The 23,296-nt window shown below is 74.5% G+C and carries 22 protein-coding genes; 13 read left to right on the top strand and 9 right to left on the bottom strand.

Going from position 1 to position 23,296, the window contains the following annotated elements; translation table 11 throughout:
- The first annotated feature begins 119 nt into the window (after positions 1-119).
- Positions 120-824 (top strand): Rid family hydrolase, encoded by a 705-nt coding sequence (locus tag WCS02_RS02050; RefSeq protein WP_340289004.1) that lies wholly within the window; start codon positions 120-122, stop codon positions 822-824.
- Positions 825-964: 140 nt separating this feature from the next.
- Entirely contained in the window at positions 965-2,299 is a 1,335-nt protein-coding gene (locus WCS02_RS02045) for an MFS transporter (RefSeq protein ID WP_340289001.1), read from the top strand.
- Between the two features lie 4 nt (positions 2,300-2,303).
- Here the strand turns inward: WCS02_RS02045 and WCS02_RS02040 are convergent, their stop codons facing one another.
- A complete protein-coding gene (locus tag WCS02_RS02040) occupies positions 2,304-3,227 on the bottom strand; it encodes an MEDS domain-containing protein (RefSeq protein WP_340288998.1) in 924 nt (307 codons plus the stop codon).
- Positions 3,228-3,443: 216 nt separating this feature from the next.
- On the opposite strand from WCS02_RS02040, the gene acs reads away from it, so the two are divergent.
- Together acs and WCS02_RS02030 are read left to right on the top strand one after the other, a co-directional pair.
- Entirely contained in the window at positions 3,444-5,423 is a 1,980-nt protein-coding gene (gene acs / locus WCS02_RS02035; RefSeq protein WP_340288995.1) for an acetate--CoA ligase, read from the top strand.
- A 186-nt stretch (positions 5,424-5,609) separates the two neighbouring features.
- Entirely contained in the window at positions 5,610-7,514 is a 1,905-nt protein-coding gene (locus tag WCS02_RS02030; protein ID WP_340288992.1) for an alpha/beta hydrolase, read from the top strand.
- A gap of 60 nt (positions 7,515-7,574) precedes the next feature.
- Here WCS02_RS02030 and WCS02_RS02025 read toward each other — a convergent pair whose 3' ends face one another.
- Entirely contained in the window at positions 7,575-9,305 is a 1,731-nt protein-coding gene (locus WCS02_RS02025; protein WP_340288989.1) for a glycoside hydrolase family 13 protein, read from the bottom strand.
- Between the two features lie 138 nt (positions 9,306-9,443).
- Complete coding sequence (locus tag WCS02_RS02020; protein WP_340288986.1) at positions 9,444-9,710, bottom strand: hypothetical protein; 267 nt, start codon at positions 9,708-9,710, stop codon at positions 9,444-9,446.
- A gap of 113 nt (positions 9,711-9,823) precedes the next feature.
- On the opposite strand from WCS02_RS02020, the gene WCS02_RS02015 reads away from it, so the two are divergent.
- Complete coding sequence (locus WCS02_RS02015; RefSeq protein WP_340288983.1) at positions 9,824-10,732, top strand: NAD-dependent epimerase/dehydratase family protein; 909 nt, start codon at positions 9,824-9,826, stop codon at positions 10,730-10,732.
- Positions 10,733-10,800: 68 nt separating this feature from the next.
- Here the strand turns inward: WCS02_RS02015 and WCS02_RS02010 are convergent, their stop codons facing one another.
- Positions 10,801-11,208 (bottom strand): VOC family protein, encoded by a 408-nt coding sequence (locus WCS02_RS02010; protein WP_340288980.1) that lies wholly within the window; start codon positions 11,206-11,208, stop codon positions 10,801-10,803.
- A gap of 20 nt (positions 11,209-11,228) precedes the next feature.
- Positions 11,229-11,672 (bottom strand): helix-turn-helix transcriptional regulator, encoded by a 444-nt coding sequence (locus WCS02_RS02005; RefSeq protein ID WP_340288977.1) that lies wholly within the window; start codon positions 11,670-11,672, stop codon positions 11,229-11,231.
- Between the two features lie 173 nt (positions 11,673-11,845).
- Between WCS02_RS02005 and WCS02_RS02000 the strand changes: the two genes are divergently transcribed.
- Positions 11,846-13,051 (top strand): metal-dependent hydrolase family protein, encoded by a 1,206-nt coding sequence (locus tag WCS02_RS02000; protein ID WP_340288975.1) that lies wholly within the window; start codon positions 11,846-11,848, stop codon positions 13,049-13,051.
- A gap of 6 nt (positions 13,052-13,057) precedes the next feature.
- Here WCS02_RS02000 and WCS02_RS01995 read toward each other — a convergent pair whose 3' ends face one another.
- On the bottom strand, positions 13,058-13,639 hold the full coding sequence (locus WCS02_RS01995) for a dienelactone hydrolase family protein (RefSeq protein WP_340288972.1): 582 nt from the start codon (positions 13,637-13,639) through the stop codon (positions 13,058-13,060).
- 107 nt (positions 13,640-13,746) lie between these two features.
- Between WCS02_RS01995 and WCS02_RS01990 the strand changes: the two genes are divergently transcribed.
- The 4 genes from WCS02_RS01990 (at position 13,747) to WCS02_RS01975 (ending at position 18,341) form a co-directional block, all read left to right on the top strand.
- Positions 13,747-14,193 (top strand): MarR family winged helix-turn-helix transcriptional regulator, encoded by a 447-nt coding sequence (locus WCS02_RS01990; protein ID WP_340288969.1) that lies wholly within the window; start codon positions 13,747-13,749, stop codon positions 14,191-14,193.
- Entirely contained in the window at positions 14,190-14,732 is a 543-nt protein-coding gene (locus WCS02_RS01985; RefSeq protein WP_340288966.1) for a DUF2306 domain-containing protein, read from the top strand. The genes WCS02_RS01990 and WCS02_RS01985 overlap by 4 nt, the downstream gene beginning before the upstream one ends.
- Before the next feature lie 150 nt (positions 14,733-14,882).
- Entirely contained in the window at positions 14,883-16,817 is a 1,935-nt protein-coding gene (locus WCS02_RS01980) for an adenylyl cyclase (RefSeq protein WP_340288963.1), read from the top strand.
- A 171-nt stretch (positions 16,818-16,988) separates the two neighbouring features.
- A complete protein-coding gene (locus WCS02_RS01975; RefSeq protein ID WP_340288960.1) occupies positions 16,989-18,341 on the top strand; it encodes a PHB depolymerase family esterase in 1,353 nt (450 codons plus the stop codon).
- 51 nt (positions 18,342-18,392) lie between these two features.
- On the opposite strand, the gene WCS02_RS01970 is transcribed toward WCS02_RS01975, so the two are convergent.
- The gene (locus WCS02_RS01970; protein ID WP_340288957.1) at positions 18,393-19,475 is read right to left on the bottom strand and encodes a Gfo/Idh/MocA family protein; all 1,083 of its coding nucleotides are present in this window, start codon (positions 19,473-19,475) and stop codon (positions 18,393-18,395) included.
- Positions 19,472-20,167 carry a ThuA domain-containing protein gene (locus tag WCS02_RS01965; protein WP_340288954.1) on the bottom strand — a complete coding sequence of 232 codons (696 nt, stop codon included), beginning with the start codon at positions 20,165-20,167 and terminating at the stop codon, positions 19,472-19,474. The genes WCS02_RS01970 and WCS02_RS01965 overlap by 4 nt, the downstream gene beginning before the upstream one ends.
- A 192-nt stretch (positions 20,168-20,359) precedes the next feature.
- Between WCS02_RS01965 and WCS02_RS01960 the strand changes: the two genes are divergently transcribed.
- The 3 genes from WCS02_RS01960 (at position 20,360) to WCS02_RS01950 (ending at position 21,487) form a co-directional block, all read left to right on the top strand.
- Complete coding sequence (locus tag WCS02_RS01960) at positions 20,360-20,773, top strand: hypothetical protein (protein WP_340288951.1); 414 nt, start codon at positions 20,360-20,362, stop codon at positions 20,771-20,773.
- A gap of 109 nt (positions 20,774-20,882) precedes the next feature.
- Positions 20,883-21,122, top strand: a complete 240-nt coding sequence (locus WCS02_RS01955; protein WP_340288948.1) for a type II toxin-antitoxin system Phd/YefM family antitoxin — start codon at positions 20,883-20,885, stop codon at positions 21,120-21,122.
- Entirely contained in the window at positions 21,119-21,487 is a 369-nt protein-coding gene (locus tag WCS02_RS01950; RefSeq protein WP_340288945.1) for a type II toxin-antitoxin system VapC family toxin, read from the top strand. Before WCS02_RS01955 ends, WCS02_RS01950 begins: the two co-directional genes overlap by 4 nt.
- Before the next feature lie 16 nt (positions 21,488-21,503).
- Here the strand turns inward: WCS02_RS01950 and WCS02_RS01945 are convergent, their stop codons facing one another.
- A complete protein-coding gene (locus WCS02_RS01945) occupies positions 21,504-23,156 on the bottom strand; it encodes an NERD domain-containing protein (RefSeq protein WP_340288942.1) in 1,653 nt (550 codons plus the stop codon).
- Positions 23,157-23,296 lie beyond the last annotated feature (140 nt).

The following is a 23,296-nucleotide window of genomic DNA, read 5'->3' as shown; positions in this document are numbered from 1 at the left end:
CTCCCGCCCCACCCGGCTCCCCGCACCCGGCACCGTCTCCGACCCGGCCGCGGGCCCTCTCGCGGGCCCTGTCGCCGGCCCCGTCCGACCCCACCGCTGACCCCACCGACAGGAGACCCATGTCCCCCCGCACCCGCCGCCCCCGTCCCCGCGCCCTCCTCGCCGCCGCCCTGGTCGTCGGCGTCGGCCTGGGGGCGGGCGGCGCCGCCGTCGCCGCCGACCTCGCGCCCAAGCCCCGCGAGGTGCGCTACACCGTCCCCCCGCTGGCCGACGGCTCCGTCAACCCCGACCCGTTCCTGTCCGCCGGTGTCGGCGTCGGCGGGCTCGTCGGGACCTACACCGCCTCCGGCACGGGCCCCGCGGCTCGCAACCCCGCGGCCCCGGCGGGCAGCCCCGCCCGGTACATCGACTACACGCTGGTCACCGCCGTCGTCCCGACCTTCGTCCCGACGCCGGAGCAGCAGGCCACCGGCGCGCTGCCGCCCGGGATGACCATCACCGAGGCGCAGGGCCTCAACGCGATGGCCCGGGTGCAGGAGAACCTGGCCGCCGCCGGGCTCCAGCTGGACGCGCTGAAGTTCATGCGCATCTACGTCGACAACCCGCCGGACGCCCCGACCGGCGACTACAACGGCTGGAACCGCGCCTACCGCAAGTACGTCGCCAACGTCAGCCGCACGACCGGGACGGTCATCCCCGCCTACCAGCCGGTGCTGTTCGAGAACGAGACCCGGCCGGCCCGGTCGAACATCGAGGTCGCCACGCTGCCGGTCGCGGGCTGGCTCGTCGAGATCGAGGTCGAGGCGGTCTACGGCTCCCGCTGAGCCGCCGCACCACCAGCGCTGCGCACCACCAGCGCTGAGCACCCACCAGAGGGGCACACCACCAGCTCCCCCGCACGACCCGGTCCGGGTCCCGGCACGCACGAGGCCGAGGCCCGGACCGGGTCTAGCGTGGTCCGCGCATGAGCCCGGACCACCCTGCCCCCGCCCCAGCCCCGGCCCGCCGCGCCTGGCTGGTCTGGGGGGTTGGCCTGCTCGCCTACGTCGTCGCCGTCATGCAGCGGACCAGCCTCGGCGTCGCCGGGGTCGAGGCCGGCGAGCGCTACGACGCCTCCGCCAGCACCGTGGCGTCGCTGGCCGTCGTGCAGCTGCTGGTCTACGCGGGCCTGCAGGTCCCGGTCGGCGTGCTGCTCGACCGCTACGGCAGCCGCCGCCTCGTCGTGACCGGGGCGCTGGTCATGGCGCTCGGGCAGGCGGTGCTCGCCCTGGCCGAGCCGGTCGGCCTGGCCATCGTCGGCCGGCTGCTCGTCGGCCTGGGCGACGCCATGACGTTCATCAGCGTCCTCAAGCTCGTGCCCGCGTGGTTCCCGGCCCGGCGCGTCCCGGTGGTCACCCAGCTGACGGGCATCGTCGGGCAGACCGGCCAGGTGCTCAGCGCCGTCCCCCTCGTCGCGCTGCTCGGCGGGCCCGGCTGGACGGTCGCGTTCCTCTCCGCGGCCGGCACCGGCGTCGTGGTCGGCGTCCTCGCGCTCTTGGTGCTGCGCGACTCCCCGCCGCACGCCGGCCCCCTGGAGCGCAGCGAGCGCGACATCGTCGGCGACCTGGTGTCCGCCTGGCGCCACCCCGGGACCCGGCTCGGGCTGTGGACCCACTTCACCACCCAGTTCTCCGGCACGGCGTTCGCCCTGCTGTGGGGCTTCCCGTTCCTCGTCACCGGGGAGGGCGTGCGGCCCAGCACCGCCTCGGCGCTGCTCACGGTGTTCGTCCTCGCGGGCATGATGAACGGCCCGGTGCTCGGCGTGCTCGTCCAGCGCCACCCGTTCCGCCGGTCGTGGCTCGTGCTGACCATCGTCGCGGTCAACGCGGCGGGCTGGACGCTGGTCATCGCCTGGCCGGGACCGGCGCCGCTGCCGGTGCTCGTGCTGCTCGTGCTCGCCATGGCCACCGGCGGGCCGGGCTCGCTCATCGGCTTCGACTTCGCGCGGACGTTCAACCCGCCGGACCGGCTCGGCACGGCGACGGGCATCGTCAACGTCGGCGGGTTCGTCGCCTCGCTGGTGACGATCTCGGCGGTCGGCCTGGTGCTCGACCTGCGCACCTGCGGCGGGACCGCCACGCTCGCGGACTTCCGGGCCGCCATGTCCGTGCAGTACGTGCTGTGGGCGGGCGGGGTGGTCGCGATCCTGCTCAGCCGCCGGCGGGTGCGCCGGCGGATGGCCGAGGCCGGGCAGGTCGTGCCCCCGGTCCGGGACGCGCTGCGGCGCCGGCGCGCGGTCCGTCGGGCCGCCCGGGGCTGACAGGTCAGCCGGTCACCGGCACCGGGCACGGCCGGGTCCTCGCCCACACGGCCTTGCCGCCCGGCCGCGGCTCGACACCCCACCGTTCCGCGAGGGCGCCGACGACCGTGAGGCCGCGTCCGGACTCGGCGAGCCCCTCCGGCGCGACGGACCGCGGCCACCGCTCGGAGGCGTCGACGACGACGATGCCCACGGCGTCGCCGTAGCGGTCCAGCTGCAGCGCGCGGGCCCCCTCGGTGTGGCGCACGGCGTTGCCGACGAGCTCGGTGACCAGCAGCGAGACGTCGTCGACCCAGTCCACGTCGTGCAGCCCCCAGGTCACGCACGCACCCAGCAGCGTCCGCCGCGCCAGCAGGCCGGCGGTGGACCCGACCGGGAGCCCGACCGCGACGCTCGCCGACGGCACCGGCGCGAGCACGTCGTGCGCGGCGCAGACGTGCGACACCTGCTCCCGGCCGTCGAGCGAGCCCTCCGGGTAGCCGCACAGCAGGCGGAGCGGCAGCTCGGCCATCGCCTCCGACCACAGGTCCTCCAGCGCCAGCGCGGCGACCAGGTGGCCCGCGGCAGCCAGCAGGCCCACCATCTCGCCGTAGGCGTGCACGGCGCCGAACCGCACCGCCAGCGAGGCGACGAGGCCGACGACGTGCGTGCAGAACAGCTCCTCCGACGGCCCGTCGTCGGTGCAGAAGCTCGCCAGCGTGGCCGCGGCGTCGAGCTCCAGGTAGCGGCCGTCGGCCCGGGCGGCGGCGAGGTCGGCCCCGGCGGCGACGAGCGCGGCGGCGGTCTGCCGGCGGTGCTCGGGCGTGGCCACGACGACGACCGCCTCGCCGCGCAGCAGCGGGGCGGCCAGGAACGCGGCGACCGTGGTCGCCAGGGGCTCGCGCGCGGTGGGCAGGACGAGCTGGTGCGCGTCGGGGGTGCTGGGCATGGGCGGACCTCGTGACGGGTCGACCGCGGCGGTCGACGGTGGAGCGGCGCCGGGTGCGCCCTGGGGCTGATCGGCCACGACGGCCTCGACCTGAGCCGCACGGGCGGCCTCGACCTGCGGGCCGGCCTGGACCTTCACAGCCTCGGGCGTGCACGGGCGGACGCGCGTCGAGACGTACCGGGGGGCCGGGCGGCGCCCGCCCTACCCTGGCGCGCGATGGTCCACGACCCGCGCCGCTACCCGCCGCCCCCCGCCTTCGCCGCCCGCGCGAACGTCACGCCGGAGGTCCTCGCGGCCCTGCCGACGGACCCGCTGGAGTTCTGGGAGGCGCAGGCGCACCGCCTGCCCTGGGCGGCGCCGTGGACCGACGTGCACTCCTGGACCCCGCCCGACGCCGACGACCCGACCACCCCGCGCGCCACCTGGTTCGCCGGCGGCGCGCTCAACGCCAGCGTCGTGTGCGTCGACCAGCACGTCGACGCGGGCCGGGGCGAGCACCCGGCGCTGCTGTTCGAGGGCGAGCGCGGCGACACCGAGCGCGTCACCTACGCCGACCTGCAGCGGCGGGTCGCGCAGGCCGCCCACGCGCTCGAGCGGCTCGGCGTGCGGCCCGGTGACCGGGTCGTCGTCTACCTGCCCGTGCTCGTCGAGACCGTCGTCGTGGCCCTGGCCTGCGCCCGGGTCGGCGCCGTGCACTCGCTGGTGTTCGGCGGCTTCTCCGCCGAGGCGCTCCGCTTCCGCGTCGAGGACACCGGCGCCGTGCTGGTCGTCACCACCGACGGGCAGTTCCGCCGCGGGGCCGCCGTCGCGGTCAAGCACACCGTCGACGAGGCCGTCGCCGGGCTCGCCTGCGTCGAGCACGTCCTGGTCGTCCGCCGCACCGGGGACGAGACGCCGGACGTGCCGTGGACCGACGGGCGCGACGTGTGGTGGCACGACGTGGTCGACGACGCCCCGACCAGCCACGACGCCCCCGCCCTGGACGCCGAGCACCCGCTGTTCATCACCTACACCTCCGGCACGACCGGCCGGCCCAAGGGCGTCGTCCACACCATTGGCGGCTACCTGGTGCAGGCGAGCTGGACGCACGCCGCCGTCTTCGACGCCCAGCCCGACGACGTGTACTGGTGCACCGCGGACCTGGCGTGGGTCACCGCGCACACCTACGTCCTCTACGGCCCGCTGAGCAACGGCGTCACCGTCGTCATCGCCGAGGGCTCGCCGGACCACCCCACCCCCGAGCGGCACCCCGCCACGATCGAGCGGCTCGGCGTCACCGTCTACTACACGGCGCCGACACTGGTGAGGTCCTTCATGGCCCGCTTCCCGGACGGGTTCCCTGCCTCCCACGACCTGTCCAGCGTCCGGCTGCTCGGCAGCGTCGGCGAGGCCCTCAACCCCGAGGCGTACGTCTGGCTGCACCGCCACGTGGGCGGCGGGCGGGCGCCGCTCGTCGACACCTGGTGGCAGTCGGAGTCCGGCGCCGCGGTGGTCTCCACGCTGCCCGGCGTGCACGTCGGGGTCCCGGGCGCGGCCGGCGTCGCGCTGCCCGGGCAGACGGTGCACGTGGTCGACGACCACGGCGACGACGTCCCGCCCGGCACGAGCGGGCTCATCACGGTCGGCGGCAGGTGGCCGGCGATGGCCCGCACGGTGTGGGGCGACCACGAGCGCTACCGCGACACGTACTTCGCCCGGTTCGCCGCCCGGGGGTTGTTCCTCGCCGGGGACGGTGCGGTCATGGACGCCGACGGCTACGTCCGCCTGCAGGGGCGCGTCGACGAGGTCGTCAACGTGTCGGGGCACCGCCTGTCGACCATCGAGATCGAGTCCGCGCTCGTCGAGCACCCGCTCGTCGCCGAGGCCGGTGCCGTCGGCGTCGCCCACGAGCTCACGGGGCAGTCCGTCGCGGTGTTCGTCGTGCCGGTCAGCCCGCCGCCGACCGACGACGCGGCCGCCTGGCGTGCCCTGGCGGACGAGGTCCGCGCGGAGCTGGTCGCCCACGTCGCCCGGGCGATCGGCCCGGTCGCCAAGCCGGCGCACGTCCTCCTCGTGCCGGACCTGCCCAAGACCCGCTCGGGCAAGATCATGCGGCGGCTGCTGGGCGACGTCCTCGAGGACCGGCCGCTCGGCGACACCACGTCGCTGCAGGACGAGACCGTCGTCCCGGCCATCGTGCGGGTCGTCCGGGGCTGAGGCCCCCGGACGTCCTTCGCTAGCGCGCCGCACGACCCCTGCTGGGCCACCCGGGCGGGCCGCCGACGACCGGCCGGAGCGACCCGCCGGAGGGGCTGGTCACGCTGTGGCGCCGTCCCTAGTGTCCGGCGGGACGGGGGTCACGACGGTGCTCGGGGTACCGCACCCGTCGTCACAGGGGGAGCGATGATGCTCAGACGCAGGTCCGTCCTGGTCAGCTCGGTCGTGGTCGTGGGGGCGCTGGTGCTGCCCACGAGCGCCGCGACCGCACGGCCCGACCCGCAGGCGCGACGCGCGGTCGCAGCGCCTGCGACCGCCGCACCAGCAGCGGCAGCCGAGGTCGCGGAGGTCGCGGAGGTCCCGGAGATCGCCTGGGGCACGTGCTCGGTGCCCGACCTGCAGGAGTACCTCGACTGGCTCGAGGAGGTCACCGGCGAGCCGGCCGAGCTCCCGGCGGGCTACGAGTGCGCCCTGTTCCCGGTGCCGCTGGACCACGCCGAGCCGGACGGCCCGACTCTCGACCTGGCCCTGGTGCGGCGCCCGGCCGACGACCCCGCGGCCCGCCAGGGGACGATCTTCTTCAACCCGGGCGGCCCGGGCGGGTCCGGCTTCGAGACGGTCCTCTTCGGCGGGGACTTCCTCCTCGACCCGGCGGTCACCGCGGAGTACGACCTCGTGGGCTTCGACCCCCGCGGCATCGCCCGCAGCGCCGGCCTGGACTGCGCCACCTCGCTGCAGCAGGCCGGCGGGTACTACCCGTTCATGTGGCCCGAGTCCCGCGAGGACATGCGCGTCGTGCAGCGCGCCAACAAGGCCGTGGACCGCGACTGCCGCGACGACCAGGCGTTGCGCGACAGCATGTCGACGACCGACGTCGCCGACGACCTCGAGCTCATGCGGCAGGCCGTCGGGGACGAGCAGCTCAACTTCTTCGGCGTCTCGTACGGCTCGTACGTGGGCGCGGTCTACGCCAACCGCTACCCCCAGCACGCCGGTGCCATCGTCGTCGACGCCGTCATCGACCCCGTCGCGTGGGCCACCGGGCGGGACGGCGACCGCCGCCCCGTGGCCGCCCGCGTCGGCAGCGACGTCGGCGCCCAGCAGACGCTCGAGGAGTTCTTCCGGCTCTGCGAGGAGTCCGGCCCCGACCTGTGCGCGTTCGCCGGCGACAGCCGCACCCGGTTCGCCGCCCTCCACGCCACGCTCCAGGCGGACCCGGTCGTGCTGGCGGAGGAGGGGTTCGAGCCGTTCGTCATCGACCACCAGCTCCTCACCGCCATCACGCTCGGCTCCCTCTACAGCAGCTTCGGGTGGAGCTTCCTGGCCGAGGACCTGGTGCTCCTGGAGCTGCTGGCCAGCGGTCCGCCGCTCCCCGAGGAGCCCGAGGGGCCCGGCGAGCCCGGAGCGGACGCGCTCGGCAGGCTGCGCGCGCTCGCCGCCGAGGTCGTGGTGCCCGACTACGTCGGCTCGCTCGCGCAGACCACGGGCGTGATGTGCGCCGACGGCGTCCAGCCCCGCCGCGCTGCCGCCTGGGAGGCCGCCGCCGACAGCTCCGCCGGGTACTTCGGCCCGGCCTGGGCGTGGACCGACGGCCCGTGCGCGGCGTGGGACGTCGACACCACCGGCGTCTACCGGGGGCCGTTCGACCGCACGACGGCCACCCCGCTGCTGGTCATGAACACGACGTTCGACCCGGCGACGCCGTACGCGGGCGCGCTGGCGCTGCACGCGGACATGCCGGGCAGCCGCCTGGTGACCGTCGAGGGCTGGGGCCACGCCACCATCGGGCTGTCGCTGTGCGCGGAGGCGGTCCGGACGGCGTACTTCCTCACCCGGCAGGTGCCGGCCCAGGACGTCACGTGCCAGCAGGACCTGCCGGTGTTCGTCGAGCTGGAGGAGCCGGGGCCGGGCGACGGACCGGGCGAGGAGCCCGGCGAGGAGGACGGGACCCTCGTCGACCCGCAGTCGCGCGCGCGGGTCCAGGCGGCGGAGGCGACGCTCGACCCGGCGCTGGCCGCGCTCGTGCGCCAGCGCGAGACCGTGATGCAGCACGTCGGCAGGCCTGCCGGGGCGGGCGCCCCCGTCGGCTGACCGGACCCCGGGCCGCCCCTGACCGGGGCGGCCCGGGCACGGCCGGCTGCCGACCGTCCGTCAGCGCGCCGGTCGCAGCACCCTCGCCTCCCAGGGCCGCAGCAGCGTCCCGTCGTCCGCGGGCTCGTGCGTGCCGAGCACCAGCGCGGCCCCGGCGACCTCCGGCAGCCCCTCGCCCAGGTCGACGGGCGTGGACCCGACGTTGCACACGACGAGCAGCTCGTCGTCGCCGAGCGAGCGGCGGAACGCGTACACCTGCTCGTGCTCGGGCAGCAGCATGGTGAAGCTGCCGAGGGACACGACCGGGTCTTCGTGCCGCAGGGTGATGAGGCGGCGGTGGTGCGCGAGCACCGACCGCTCGTCGTCGCGCTGGGCGGCGACGTTCCACCCGGTCGAGTCAGGGTTGACCGCCAGCCACGGCGTGCCGGAGGTGAACCCGGCGTGCGGGCCCGCGTCCCACTGCACCGGGGTCCGGGCGTTGTCCCGGCTGGAGTGCCGCACGGCGGCGAGCACGGCGGCCTCGTCGGCGCCGGCGGCGAGCGCCTCCCGCGCCCAGTTGACGCTCTCGATGTCGGCGACCTGGTCCAGGGACGTGAACGGGTAGTTCGCCATCCCGATCTCCTCGCCCTGGTAGACGTACGGCGTCCCCCGGTGCAGGTGCAGCAGGGTCGCCAGGCAGCAGGCGGAGTCCCGCCGGTGCTCCGGGGAGTCGTCCCCGAACCGGGACACCGCGCGCGGCTGGTCGTGGTTGTCCCAGTAGAGCGAGTTCCAGCCGACGTCGGCGAGCCCGGCCTGCCAGCGGCCGAACGAGGCCTTGAGGTCCAGCAGCGACAGCGGGCGGGGGTCGAACTTGCCGCCCGGCCCGTGGTCGAGGCTGACGTGCTCGAACTGGAACACCATGTCGACCTCGGCGCGCGCCGGGTCGGTGAACAGGCGCGCGTCCTCGACCGTCACGCCGGGCGTCTCCCCCACGGTGAGCAGCCCGCCGTCGCGGCCGGCGAACACCTCGCGGTGCATCTCGGCGAGGAACTCGTGGATGCGGGGCCCGCACACGGTCTCCGGCGACCGGTCGCCGTACGGGGTGCCGGGCACGGGCGGCCCGTCGTGCAGGGAGCCGTCGGGCTCGACGCGCTTGGAGACCAGGTTGATGACGTCCATCCGGAAGCCGTCGACCCCCCGGTCGAGCCACCACCGCATCATCGCGTAGACGGCCTGGCGGACCTCGGGGTTCTCCCAGTTGAGGTCCGGCTGCTTGCGGCTGAACAGGTGCAGGTAGTACTCGCCGCTGGCCTCGTCGAGCTCCCAGGCAGGGCCGGAGAAGAAGCTCTCCCAGTTGGTGGGCTCGGCCCCGGGCGCACCGGCGGCCATGCCCTCGCGGGCGGGCCGCCACCAGTACCAGTCCCGCTTGGGGCTGTCGGGCGAGGAGCGCGACTCCTGGAACCAGGGGTGCTCGTCGGAGGTGTGGTTGACGACCAGGTCCATGACCAGGCGCATGCCACGGGCGTGCAGGCCCTCGACCAGCGCGTCGAGCTGCTCCAGCGAGCCGAACAGCGGGTCGACGTCCTGGTAGTCGCTGATGTCGTAGCCGTTGTCGTCCTGCGGGGACGGGTACACCGGCGACAGCCACAGCACGTCCACCCCGAGGTCGGACAGGTGGTCGAGCTTCTCGATGACGCCGCCCAGGTCGCCGATGCCGTCGCCGTCGGAGTCCGCGAACGAGCGCGGGTAGACCTGGTAGACCACCGCCCGCGTCCACCAGGGGGCCTGCACGGTCGAGGTCCACGTGCTCACGGGACCGCTCCTCTCCTCGGCGTGGCCCCGCCGGGCGGCGGCGCCCCGGCCATCATGGTGGTCCCGCGAGCTGCCGTCCCCGCGCCCCCGCACGCACGGTCCGTGGTCGTAGGCGCGAGGGGGCCCTCGCGCCGGGTGTCAGGGGCTCGAACCGGTCAGCGGGTCGCCGCTGTCCTCGGGGCTGGCGGCGGGGTCGGCCTCGCCGGAGTTGAGGGGGACGCCGGTCTCGGCGTCGGCGGGCTCGACGGCCTCGCCGCCGCACGCGGCCAGGAGCATGCCGGCGGACAGCACCAGGGCGCCGAGCACCGGTCGGCGCCGGCGACGGGAGGTGGTGGTCGCTGCCAGGTCGGCCGCGGGAGCGACGGCCTCGGGCAGGTCCAGAGGTGTGGGGCTGGGCGGTGTCATGCTCCCCGGGTGCCCGCCGTCGGGGCGGTGCATGCCTGCGGCCCGTGGACGCTCCCCGGCGCCGTGGCCGACCTCACGGTGCCCGCCCGGGCGGACGGTGGCAGTGTCGTCGCATGCCTGACACTCCTGCCGTCGTCGTGGTCACCGGGGCGAACGGCCTGGTGGGCGAGCGGACCTGCCACGCCCTCGTCGAGCGCGGTGCGCAGGTGCGCGCCGTCGTCCGCCGCGCCGGCACCGCCCCCGCCGCCGACGGGGTGACCGAGCACGTCGGTGACTTCGCCGACGAGGGGTTCGCCGCCACCGTGGTCGACGGCGCGACGGCCGTCGTCACCACGGTGCACCCGATGGGCTCGGACCTGCAGGTGCAGCACGAGGTCGCCGTCGTCGGCACCCCCGTGCTCGCGCGCGCCGCCCGCGACGCCGGCGTCGACCGGTTCGTCCACGTGTCGACCGCCGCGGTGTACGACCGCTCCCCCGGCGTCGGCGACGTCAGCGACGACAGCCCCCTCGTGGGCGACGACGGCGGGGACTACCCCGTCACCAAGCGCGACACCGACGCCGCTCTCGCGGAGGTCGGCGGGCTCACGCTCGTCCTGGTACGGCCGCCCGCCATCGTCGGCGCCGGCCCGACGTCGGTGTGGAACACCCTCCGCCCGGCCCGCGCCGCCGAGAGCGACCGCGACCGCAGCACCAGCCCCGAGAAGTCGTGGTCGTGGGTGCACGTGGACGACCTCGCCGCGTTCCTCGCCGACGTCGCCACCGGTGCGGTCGCCTCCTCCGACGACCCGGACGCCGGCCCGGTCCAGGGCGGGACGACGGCCGTCGTCGTCGCCGGCGAGCACGCCACCTGGCGGGACTACCTGGGCACGGTGTGCGAGGCGCTCGGCGTCGAGCCGCGGTGGACCGACGAGGCCGAGTGGACCGGCCGGCTCGTGCCCGCACGGGCACGGTCGTGGGGCTGGGCCCCGACGGTCGACCTGCCTGCCGCGCTGGCGGAGATCCGCACCGGCCTGCAGCGCTGACGAGGCGCGTGCCGACGCGCTCCCGGCGGACGGGCCGGCGGGCGGGCGGGCGGGCGGGCCGGCGGGCGTCAGGCCCGCTGGTTGACCCGGACGAGGTTGCCGGTCGGGTCGCGGAACGCGCAGTCGCGCACGCCGTAGTCCTGGTCGGTGGGCTCCTGCACGACGTCGGCGCCGGCCGCGACCAGCCGCTCGAACAGCCCGTCGAGGTCGTCGGTCGCCAGGGTCACCGCGGCGTGCGCGCCCTTGGCGACGACGTCGAGGATGACGCGGCGCTCCTCGTCGGTGAGCCCGGGGTCGATCGCAGGCGGGTGGAGCACGACGGACGTCGTCGACCCGGGCGGCGCCACGGTGATCCAGCGCATGTCCTGGTAGCCGACGTCGTTCAGCACCTCCATCCCGAGCAGGTCGCGGTAGAAGCCGAGCGCGGCCTCGCCGTCGGTGTGGGGGACGAACGCGTGGTGGATGGTGATGTCCATGCCCGCCACGCTAGGCAGCCTCACCGGGCCCGTGCTTCTCGATTCCTGACCGGTCGGGTGACCTGCTTGGCCAGGCACGGCGGGATACCGGCGGCGTCCGCGGCGTGGCGGCGGCGGTAGACGCTGGGCGGCACCCCGACCAGCTCGGTGAACCGCGTGCTGAACGTCCCCAGCGACGAGCACCCGACGGCGAAGCAGACGTCGGTGACGCTCAGGTCCCCGCGCCGCAGCAGCGTCATGGCCCGCTCGATGCGCCGGGTCATGAGGTAGGAGTAGGGCGACTCGCCGTACACCCGCCGGAACTCGCGGCTCAGGTGGCCGACGGACAGGTGCACCTCGGCGGCGAGCGCGGGGACGTCGAGCGGCTGGGCGTGGTCGCGGTCGATCCGGTCCCGGACGCGGCGCATGACGGCGATGTCGCGCAGCCGTCGCTGCTGCACCGCGTCGGCGTCCACGGGTCTCATGCTGGCACGCCACCACGCCACCACGGCCCGCACACCGGTCCCGGTCCGACCGCGCCCGCGCGGGCAGGTGCGCCCGGTCGGTCCGCGCGTGCAGGGTCCCCCGTCGGGCCCGGGCCTAGGCTCGACCGGCCGCGACGCCGCGGTAGCAGCCCGACGCCTCGGAGGTCCCGACCATGACGCGCACCCTGTTCACCGGCGGCCGGGTGGTCGACGGCACCGGCGCCCCCGCGGCCGCGGCCGACGTCGTCATCGAGGACGGTCGGGTCGTCGAGGTGGGCCCCGGGCTGGACGGCGACGTCGAGGTGGACTGTGCCGGCGCGACGGTCCTGCCGGGGTTCGTCGACTGCCACGTGCACGTCATGGTCACGAGCGTCGACTCGCTGCGGATGGCGTACACCCCGTTCGGCTACTCCTTCTACGAGGCGGCGCAGAACCTCCGGGCGACGATCGGTGCGGGCATCACGACCGTCCGCGACGCGGGCGGGGCGGACCTCGGCGTGAAGAAGGCTGTCGACGACGGCCTGGTGGCCGGGCCGCGGATGCAGATCTCGGTGGCGCCGCTGAGCATCACGGGCGGCCACGGCGACGACTGGCTGCCGTCCGGGACGCACCTGGAGTTCTTCGTGCCCCACCCGGGCCGGCCGTCCGGGCTGTGCGACGGCCCCGACGAGGTCCGCCGGACCGTCCGGCAGATGCTGCGCGCCGGCGCCGACGTCATCAAGGTGCACACCACCGGCGGCGTGCTGTCGCCGACGGACGACCCCCGGCACGCCCACTTCTCCCCCGCCGAGCTGGACGTCATGGTCGCCGAGGCCGCCGCGCAGGGCGCGTCGGTCATGGCGCACGCCCAGGGGGCGCCCGGCATCAAGAACGCTGTCCGGGCGGGCATCCGGTCGATCGAGCACGGCATCTACCTGGACGACGAGGCCATCGAGCTCATGCTCGAGCACGGCACCTGGCTGGTACCGACGCTGTCGGCGCCGCTGGCCGTCATCCGCGCCGCCGACGCCGGGGCGTCCATCCCGCCGTCGAGCGTGGCCAAGGCGCGCGGCGTCGTGCAGACCCACCGCGAGTCCTTCGCCCGTGCCGTCGAGGCCGGGGTCAAGGTCGCCATGGGCACGGACGCCGCGGTGTCCCCGCACGGCACCAACCTCGAAGAGCTGCCCCTCATGGCCGCCGGCGGCATGACGCCGGACCAGGTGCTCGCCGCGACCACGTCGAGCGCGGCCGCGCTGCTGGGGATGCAGGACGAGATCGGGCGGCTGGCCCCCGGCATGCGCGCCGACGTCGTCGTGGTCGAGGGCGACGCCCGCGAGCTCGAGGGGCTGCGCGAGCGGGTCCGCGAGGTATGGAAGGACGGCGTCCGCGTCGTCGGGTAGCCGGGCTCAGCCCACCTCCCGCAGCATCGCCCGCACCCGGTCCAGCACCTGCCCGCTCGCCGCGGCGTCATGCGTCGGCGACGACGGGTCGACGAAGAGGTGACCGTCGCCCGGGTAGAGGAACAGCTCGGCCCGCGCGGTCGCCGAGGCCTCCTCCACCAGCGCCCGCGCGGCGGGCAGGTCCTCCCCGGCGAAGAACTCGTCGCCGTCCATGCCGTGCACCTGCACCGGCACCCCCGCCGGCCAGCTGCCGAACTCGCCCGTCGGGACGGCCGCCTCGAGCAGCACCGCGGCGCGGGCACCCGGCCGGGTCTGCGCCAGCATCTGCGCGGGCATCACCCCGAGCGAGACGCCGGCGTAGACGAGGTCGGCGGGCAGGGCGTCGGCTGCTGCCACACCGCGCTCGGTGAGGACGCCGAAGCCGACCTCGGACGCGTGCGCCACCCCCTCCTCGACGGTGGCGAAGGTCCGGCCCTCGAAGAGGTCGGGCAGCGTGACCTCGTGGCCGTCCCCCCGCAGGACGTCGGCGATCTCGTGCAGTCCCGGGGTGAGCCCGAGAGCGTGGTGGAAGAGCAGGACGTGGGTCATGACGGTCCCCTTCGTCGGTGGTCGATGGGGCGGGACGCTAGCCCGCCCCGACGACAGAACCTCGGCGCGCACCTTGCATCGCTAAGTTAGGACGCTATGGTGGAGCGGTGCCGGACCGCTCGCTCGCCTTCGACCTCCACGCGCTCACCGCTCGCCTGGACCGCGCGGCCGACCGGATGCTGCAGGCCAGCGCCGGGCTGTCCTACCGCCGCTTCCTCGCGCTCGTCCTCGTCGGCGAGGGCGCCCCGACGCAGAAGGCCCTCGCCGAGCGGCTCGGGGTCACCGAGCCCTCGACCAGCCGGATGGTCGGCGTGCTCCACGAGGCGGGGCTGCTCGACGTCTCGCCCGACCCGGCCGGCGGCAACCGGCGCCGGCTCTCGCTCACGCCCGCGGGCAAGGAGCAGGTCGAGGCCTGCGCCACCCTGCTCGAGGGCGGCCTCGTGGGCCTGGTCAGCGCCAGCGGCGTGGACTACGAGCGCTACGCCCAGGACACCCGGGACCTGGTCCGCACCTTCGACAGCGCGCCGTCCCCCGACCCGGAGGTCCTCCCATGACCGCCCCGCTGGCCCTCCTCGTCGCCCACGCGAGCACCGCCGTCCTCTGCCTCGGTCTGGGTGCCTACGCGCTGCTCCGCCGCCGCAAGGGCGACACCGTCCACCGCCTCGTCGGGTGGTCGTGGGTGGCGGGCATGACCTTCGTCGCCACGTCGTCGTTCGCGATCCGCGACCTGCGTGACGGTCGCTTCAGCGTCCTGCACGTCCTGTCGCTCGTGACGCTGACAGCCCTGGTCCTCGGGGTCCGCGCCGCGAGGCGGCACGACCTCAGGGCCCACCGCGGCAACATGATCGGCAGCTACAGCGGCCTGGCCGGCGCGTTCGTCGGCGCGGTGGCGGTCCCGGACCGGCTGGTCCCGAGCTTCGTCGTCACGCAGCCGGCCGGTGCGGCGGCGGCCCTGGCGGCGCTCGCGCTGGTCTGGCTCGTCGTGGTCGGCGGGGCGCACCTGTGGGTGCGCGGCGACCGCGCCCGGGCGGTCCGCCGTCGCCCCGCCCGGCGTGCGGGTGCGGCTCAGCCGGTGGGCTCGCCCGTCCCCTGAGCGCGCTGGACGGCTGGGCCGTCGGACACTGCACCGTCCGTGGCATCTGACCAGGGGTCGTGCGACAGTTCCGCGGTCTGCAGGTACCAGGCGACGAGCCACCGGTGCACCGCTGACGACCCCACCCCTCCAGGACGAAGGAGTCCACCGGTGAGAAGCACCCTGCGCGCACCCCGCGCACGCGTGAGCAGGCGGATCGGCCAGGCGCTGGCCGCCGGCGTCGCGCTGACCCTGGTCTCGGCCGCCACCGCGACTGCCGCCCCCGCCCCGTCGGCCTCGGCGACGGACCCCGACCTCGGACCCGGCACCACAGTGTTCGACCCCAGCATGCCGGTCAGCGAGATCCAGGCGACCGTCGACGCCATCCACGCGAAGCAGGTCAGCGCCGAGATGGGCTCCGACCGGTACGCGCTGCTGTTCGAGCCCGGTGTCTACGGTACGGACGAGGAGCCGCTGCAGATCAAGGTCGGCTACTACACCGAGGTCGTCGGCCTCGGCGCCGACACGGGCGACGTGACGATCAATGGCGCGGTCGAGGTCTACAACCAGTGCTTCGACGACCCGAGCAACCCGGAGTTCGTCGGCTGCTTCGCGCTCAACAACTTCTGGCGCGGCGTCTCCAACCTCACCATCGACGTCAACAAGGCCGGCCAGGGCGGCTGCGAGTCCAGCGCCAACTTCTGGGCCGTGTCGCAGGCGGTGTCCATGCGCCGCGTCGACGTCACCGGCGGCAACCTCACGCTGATGGACTACTGCACCGGCCCGTCGTTCGCGAGCGGCGGCTTCATCGCCGACTCCCGCTCGGCGTCGATCACCAACGGCTCCCAGCAGCAGTGGTTCACCCGCAACAGCGAGGTCGGCGCCTGGTCCAACGCCGTGTGGAACCAGGTCTTCGCCGGCGTCGTCGGCGCCCCCGACGACCGCGACTACCCGACCACGCCGTACACGACGCTCGAGACCACGCCGGTGAGCCGCGAGAAGCCGTACCTCTTCGTCGACGACGCCGGCGTCTACCAGGTCCGTGTCCCGTCCGCCGCGACCGAGACCCGGGGCCTGTCCTGGGACGAGGGTCTGACCGCCGGCCGCACCATCCCCCTCGGCGACTTCTTCGTCGCCGAGCCCGGTGTCTCGGAGCAGCAGGTCAACAGCCAGCTCGCCCGCGGCAAGCACCTGCTGCTGACCCCCGGCGTGTACGACATCGACCGGAGCATCTCCGTCAAGCGGGCCGACACGGTCGTGCTCGGCCTCGGCCTGGCGACGCTGCACTCCGTCGGCGGCGCCGTGCCGCTGCGCATCGCCGACGTGCCCGGCGTGGTCGTCGCCGGCATCACCGTCGACGCCGGCGAGGTCGAGTCCCCCGCCCTGCTCCAGGTCGGCCGGCCCAACAGCCCGTCGTCGCCGCGGAAGTCGTCGGCGGCCAACCCGACGACGCTGTCCGACGTGTACTTCCGCGTCGGCGGGCCCTACGTCGGCCGGACCGACGTCGCGCTCGAGGTCAACAGCGACGACGTGCTCGTCGACCACACCTGGGTGTGGCGCGCCGACCACGGCATCGAGGGCTTCGACCGCACCGACGGGACGTTCGGCGACAACGAGCGCTGGCGCACCAACATCGGCCGCACCGGCGTCGTCGTCAACGGTGACCGGGTCACGGCGACCGGGTTCTTCGTCGAGCACTTCCAGGAGCACAACGTGGTCTGGAACGGCGAGGACGGCGAGGTCGTGTTCTTCCAGAACGAGCTGCCCTACGACCCGCCCACCCAGGCGGACTGGACCGCCGACGACGGCACGCTCGGCTGGGCCGCGTACAAGGTTGCCGACGACGTGCAGCGGCACACGCTCACCGGCGGCGGCGTCTACGCCTTCAACCGCAACAACCCGTCGATCGTCACGGCCAACGGCTACGAGGTCCCCGAGACCCCGCTTGTCGTGCTCAACCACGTCATGACGAAGAACCTCAGCGGTCCCGGGATCATCGAGTCGATCGTCAACGGCGTCGGCGACCGGGTGGACGGCATCCCGCCCGCCGGTGACCCCGACAGCTACGAGGACCCGGCATACCTGGTGCGGTACCCGGTGGGCTGAGCCCTCCCGCACGACGACCGGCCCGTCCCCTCAGGGGGCGGGCCGGTCTGCGGTTCCGGTGCCGCGACCGCTCACACACTTTGACCGGCGTGTTGACCACTTCCGCCCGACGGTGTGGGATCGGTGCTGCGCGGCCATGGCGGCCGACCAACGCGAGCACGGGGAGCCTCGATGACGAGCACGGTGCGATGGGCGAGCGTCCTGACAGCGACAGCCCTGGTGGGCCTCACGGCCGGCTCGACGGGAGCGGCCCAGGCCGCCCCGGCCGGCACGACGTCCGCCCCGGAGATCGTCGGCGTCGACGCCGTCGTGGAGGTGGACGAGCTGGGGGCGGCCGTCAGCGCGCTGGTCGTCGAGTACGACAGCCGGCTGCGGGTGCGTGCCGCCGACCTGCCGACCGAGGCGTTCGAGGTGTCCGTCACCGTGGACGGCCTCCCCGTCGAGCGGACGGTCGTCGACGTCTACCTCAGCCACTCCCCCGAGCCCGGTGAGGAGCGCCGCGTCGGGCAGTACCTGGTCGTCGAGCTCGCCACCGCCGAGCCGGGCGCCGCCGCGCTGGCCTACAACGGCACGGTCAACGAGCGGCTCGACCTCGACGGCGCCTACCTGCTCGAGATCGACGAGGACGTCGTCGACGCCCGCGGCCGCGTACAGGTGCCCGCCACCGGCGACGCCGTCGCCAACGACGACGTCGTGCGGCTGGTCGTCGACGACTTCCAGGTCCGCTCCACCACGGGCACGTCCGGGTCGACGCTGCGCTACGGCCTCTACACCCCGCCCGCCGAGCGCGGCGCGAGCGAGGAGCTGCTCCCTCTCGTCGTCGCCCTGCACGGTGCGGGCGAGCGCGGCACCGACGGCACCGTCCAGCTCATGGCGAACGAGCTCGCCGTGGCCTTCGCCGAGCCGGAGCGCCAGGCGACCGACCGCAGCATCGTCCTCGCGCCGCAGGCCCCGCCGCCGTCGATCCAGCCGGTGACGCCGGGCAGCTCGGTGTGGGAGGTGCCCGCGGTGCAGCAGACGCTCATGGAGCTCATCGAGCGCACCATCGCCGAGCAGCCCGTCGACCCCGACCGCGTCTACCTGACCGGGCTGTCCATGGGCTCCATGGGCACCTTCGACATCCTGCCGAAGCACCCGGACCTGTTCGCGGCCGCGCTGCCCACCACCGGGTACGCCGACCAGCCCGCGGCGCCCGTGCTCGCGACCATCCCGATCTGGGCGACGCACTCCGTCGACGACGGCACCGTCCTCTACGACCGGCCGGACTCCGACATCGCGCTGTTCCGCACCATCGCCTCGCTCGGCACGCCCGTCGTGTTCGACGAGTGGGCCGCCAACCTGCCCGACGCGGAGAACGAGGCCCGGGCGCAGGCGCAGTGGGACGCCGCCGAGGCCGCCGGTGCCGACCACCTGTTCACGACCTGGACCGCGGGGACGACGCCGGTCAACCCGCACTTCTCGTGGGTGCCGACGTACTCCAACGCCGTCATGCTCGACTGGCTGTTCAGCCACGAGCGGGACTGACCGCAGGGTGATCCAGGGCCGCCGGACCGTCTGGTCCGGCGGCCCTGTCGTTCAGGCCAGGTCGCCCAGCGGGACCGGTGCAGGACGGGCCGCCGTGCTCCGCATGGGTACCGACGCGCCGCTCGCGGTGGAGGCGAGGACCGACTCCATGACGTCGAGCACATGGAACCCGAGCTCCTCGTTCGCGCGGTGCTGCTGCCCGGCCGGCGTGACCGCCATGTCGGCGAGGCCGTACCCGCGACCGGCTCCTCGGTAGCCGGCGCTGACCGGGAGCACCTGCCAGCCGGCGTCCCGCTCGGCCAGCGTGCACAGCTCGACGTCGCCGTCGAAGTAGTTGGGGTCGGGGAGCACGAGGCTGCCCAGCTCGCCGTGCACCTCGATGTTCGGCGCACGGGTCGCGACCCCGTCGAAGCTCATGACCAAGGTGGACAGCACCCCGGACTCATGGACGAGGACGGCGGTGACGTGGCTGTCGGTGCTGACGGGCACCTGCTCCCCCTCGCGCGGGCCGGTGCCGATGGTCCGCAGGCCGCGCGTCCGGCTGCCCGCGCCGACGACCGAGGCCACGGGCCCGAGCAACGTGACCAGCGTGGTGACGTAGTACGGCCCCATGTCCATGAGCGGGCCGCCGCCCGGGACGTAGTAGAAGTCCGGGTTCGGGTGCCACCGCTCGTGGCCGGGGGTGAGCATGGTCGCCGTCGCGAAGACCGGTGCCCCGACCAGGCCGTCGTCGACCGCCTTCCGCGCGGTCTGCACGCCCGTGCCGAGCACCGTGTCCGGGGCGCACCCGACGAGCACGCCGGCCGCGCGCGCCGCGTCGAGCACCTGCGTGGCCTGCTCCGTCGTCGAGGTGAACGGCTTCTCGGTGTAGACGTGCTTGCCCGCGGCCATGGCCCGGAGCGACACCTCGGCGTGCGCGGCCGGGACAGTGAGGTTGAGGACGACGTCGACCTCGTCGTCGGCCAGCAGGTCGTCGACCGTCAGCGCGCGCACCCCCCGCAGGTCGGCCGTGACCGCCTCCGCACGGGCGGGTTCCAGGTCCGCGACGGCGACCAGCTGCACGGAGGTCAGGCCGGCGAAGGTCTGCAGGTACTGCGGCAGGATCGCGCCGCAGCCGACGACACCGACCCTCATCGGCTCGCCCACAGCAGCCCCCGCTCGACGAGGGTGCGCACGTTGGGGTTGTCAAGTGTCTCGAGGTCATGGCCGGGGGTGCAGACGAAGACCCGACCCCGGCCCCAGCTACGCGTCCACACCGCCGGCGACGTCACCGGCCGGTGCCACGGGTCCCACTCCCGGACCGCCTGCGTGGTGGTGGCGAGCACGTCGCAGTAGGAGTCCGCCAGCACCCAGTACTGCTCGGTCACCAGGTCGAAGTCGGCGATGCCGGCCGTGACCGGGTGCTCGGCCGCGGCGGGCAGCATGGTGATCCGGTGCGGCACGTAGTTGTCGGACTGCTCGCCGGTGCACTCATCGGGGTGCTTGCCGGGGTGGCCGCCGAACTGCCCGCCGACCAGCTGCAGGTAGTCGGACACGTCGCGGTAGGAGTCGGCGATCCCGCCGTGCCAGCCGGCCAGGCCGGTCCCGGCCTCGACGGCAGCGCGCAGGCCGGCCACCTCGTCCTTCTCGATGCTGCCCATGCTCACGCAGTGCAGGACCAGGTCGACGCCGGCCATGTAGTCGCTGTCGGCGAAGGCGGCCGCGGACTCCTCGACGCGGACGTCGTAGCCGTTGTCCCGCAAGTACGGGCTGAAGCGGTCGGTGGCTGCGACGGGCTGGTGGCCGTCCCAGCCGCCTCGGACGACGAGAGCTCGCTTGTCCTTCACAGAGTGCCTTTCGTCAGTCGGGCGCCGGCGCGGCTCGGTGGAGGCGCCGGCACCGTGTGTAGCGCAGCGCGCAGGGTCGCTGCACCCGCGGGCGGGTCATGCGCGGCGCGCCCCGCTGTCGGAGCCCCTGACGGAGGTCGGGTCTGTGGACGACGCTGACGAAGCGGGGCCTCGCCGGGACAGCCTCCGGGCATGGCGTTCACCGACCTCCCCGACGACCCACAAGACCTCCCCCTGTCAGACCCGGCCTACACCGCCGACGTCCTCGACCTCGTGGTTCCTGAGCGCGATCGGCATCGCGGCGCGATCGCTGTGCTGCTCTGCGACGACGAGGACCGGCTGCTGGTGCCGGCGATCGTCGGCGAGCTGCCTGACGACCTGTCCGAAGCCGAGCGGGAGACGGCTCTGCGCAGCCTCGTCGCGGCAGCGGACGAGCGGGGCTCCGTGCTCGTCGCGGTCGCGCGACGACAGGGCCTGAGCATCCGCCCCGGGGACCAGGCCTGGCGCCGGGCCGCCACTACGGCGTGCGCGGAGGGGCCGCGTCTGATCGGGGTGTACGTCATCACACCCGAGGGGTCGCGAGCGGTCCCGGCCGAGCCCGCCTGACGAGCCTCATGTCGCGACCGTCTGCCGGACCGCCACGCCCTCGGAACTGCCGGCATCAGCGCCAACCATTCTGGTTGTTCGCTGGGTGCAGCAGGACTAACCTGACCAGATGACCGAGGTAGGCGTGCACGAGGCCAAGACCAGGCTGTCCGAGCTCCTGCGCGAGGTCGAGGCGGGCGGTGAGGTGGTCGTCACCAGGGGCGGCCGAGCAGTTGCCCGCCTGGTCCCGGTGACGGGCGCCCCGGTGCACGCCGAGCGGTTCGGGGCGCTCCGGGGCGAGATCGACGACCCGGGCGACTGGGTCGGCGACGACGACATGGCCGACCTCTTCGGGATCCCTGCGGCGTGAGGCTCCTGCTCGACACCCACGCGTTCCTGTGGCTCGTCGCGGGCGACGAACGCCTGCCGGCCAGCGCGCGGACGCTCGTGGCCGGCGCGGAGCTGGTCCTGCTGTCCGCGGCGTCGGTGTGGGAGGCCGAGATCAAGCGTGCGGCGGGACGCCTCTCGGTCCCGCCGGTCACCGAGGCGGCGCGCCGCGCGGACGTCGACGTGCTGGCGATCACCGCGGAGCACGCCCAGGCCGCCGCCCACCTGGCCCTGCACCACCGTGACCCGTTCGACCGGATGCTCGTCGCTCAGGCGCAGCTGGAGAACCTCGTCCTGGTGTCGAAGGACGAGGTCGTGCGTCGCTACGGGGTCCCGACGGCCTGGTAGGCGGTCGGCGGCACGGTCACCTGATCCCCAGCCGACGTGCCACCCCGTCCCCACCGGCCGAACGGATCAGGCGGGGGTCGCCGCAGACGACCAGCAGGTCGCGCGCCCGCGACAGACCGACGTACAGCTTCTCCCGGGCCCGCTCGGCGCCGTCACCGCTGCCGAAGCCGTTGACGGCCAGCACCACGACCGGCCGCTCGAGCCCCTTGAACCCGAGGACGTGCCCGTAGAACGTCGACCGGGCGTCGAAGAAGTCACGCCAGTAGACGTCGTGCCCCTCCTCCTGACCCTCCCGCTGCACCGGGTGCCGACGGCCGGTGGTGAGCAGCGCGACGTGGTGCGGCTCGTAGCCCACGCGTTCCAGCAGCTCGTCGACCATCTCGTCCGCCGTGTCGAGCGCGTCCTCGCTGCTGCACGGGACGAAGCGGACCGCCTCGCCGTCGCCGCCGCGGATGCGCTGCTGGGTGGGCACGAGGCTGCTGAAGGCCTGGGCGATCTGCCTGGTGTTCCGGAGGTTCTCGTCCAGCGGGATCGGGACGAGGTCCACGGGCGGGCGTCCCGCGCGGGCGAACACGCGCTGCCCCTCGTCGGCGAACACCACGAGCCGACCGGGCTCGCGCAGACCGGCCAGCAGGGCCGGCCACCAGGTGTCGTCGAAGTCCTGACCCTCGTCCACCACCAGGGCGTCGAATCGTTCACCGTCGGGCAGGTCGGCGGCCAGCGCGGTCATCGCGCGTGGCAGCTCGTCCTCCCAGTAGACCGGGTCGTCGTCAGCACCCGGCTTCGCGCCCCACTCCAGACCGAGACCGTGGAAGGTACCGACATAGGCGGGGCGCTGCCGGGCGGACAGCAGGTCGCAGCGTTCGCGCAGGTACATCGCCAGGCCCCGCGAGTACGACAGCAGTGCGACCCGCATCTTGTCGGCGGCGAACCGACGTGCCTGCTCCACGGCGAGCCACGTCTTACCGCTGCCCGCCCCGCCCCTGACCTCCACCCGCGGCAGCAGGGAGATGTGGTCGAGGACAGCCGCCTGCCGCTGGGTGAGCAGGTCCACCGCGGCCCCGCGGGCCTCGACCTCCCCGGCGACGTGGTCCCGCTGCGCGACCGGGCGGCCGACGAGGCAGTCGACGAGCTGGGCGACCTCACCGGTCCCGGGCGTCGGAAGGCTCCGGTCCGCACCGGCGTCGACCGCGTCTGCGAGCCGACGCGCCAGGTGGGTGACGTCGTCCCGGTCCAGGACCATCCAGCGCGGGCAGTCGCTGGTTGACACGTCTGGCGCCACGCGTGAGTACGGGAACGCGACGAGGTGCTGTGTCCGGATCCGACCGCCTGTCCATGTCGGGTTGCCGTCGAGGTGGCCGCGCAGGGCGTAGCGGCACCGCTGTGCCTGTCGCACGGGGTCGACGCCGTGGTCGCCGCCCTTGCCGCTCTGATGCCACCGGCCGTCCCGGTCCAGGCTGACGTGGCCGCCCTTGACCTCGACGACGACGAACCCCACATCGGGCCACGCCACCAGCAGGTCGGCCTCGCAGTCGCCGTCAGCGTCCGTGAACCGGCGGTTGGCGAACAGGACGGCGTCGTCCGGGAGCTGCTCGCGCAGTCGTTCCCACACCACCCGCTCCGCGTCGGACGCGAAGTCGGGCACCTCCGGCACCGAGCGCGCAGTCATGTCGTCTGCCTCCCCCAGGGCGTCATCGCGACAGTCTGGCCCCGTCAGTTGTCCATCGAGCGTCATGCGGCAGAACTCGTACGTCCGTGCACGACAAGCCGCCCTCCCCTTCCACCGGCCCAAGCCGTCGTCTCGGAGGG

The organism is Aquipuribacter hungaricus, assembly GCF_037860755.1.
Lineage (GTDB): Bacteria > Actinomycetota > Actinomycetes > Actinomycetales > JBBAYJ01 > Aquipuribacter > Aquipuribacter hungaricus.
Note: the sequence above shows the minus strand (reverse complement) of the source record. Positions and strands in the feature narration are given on the sequence as shown.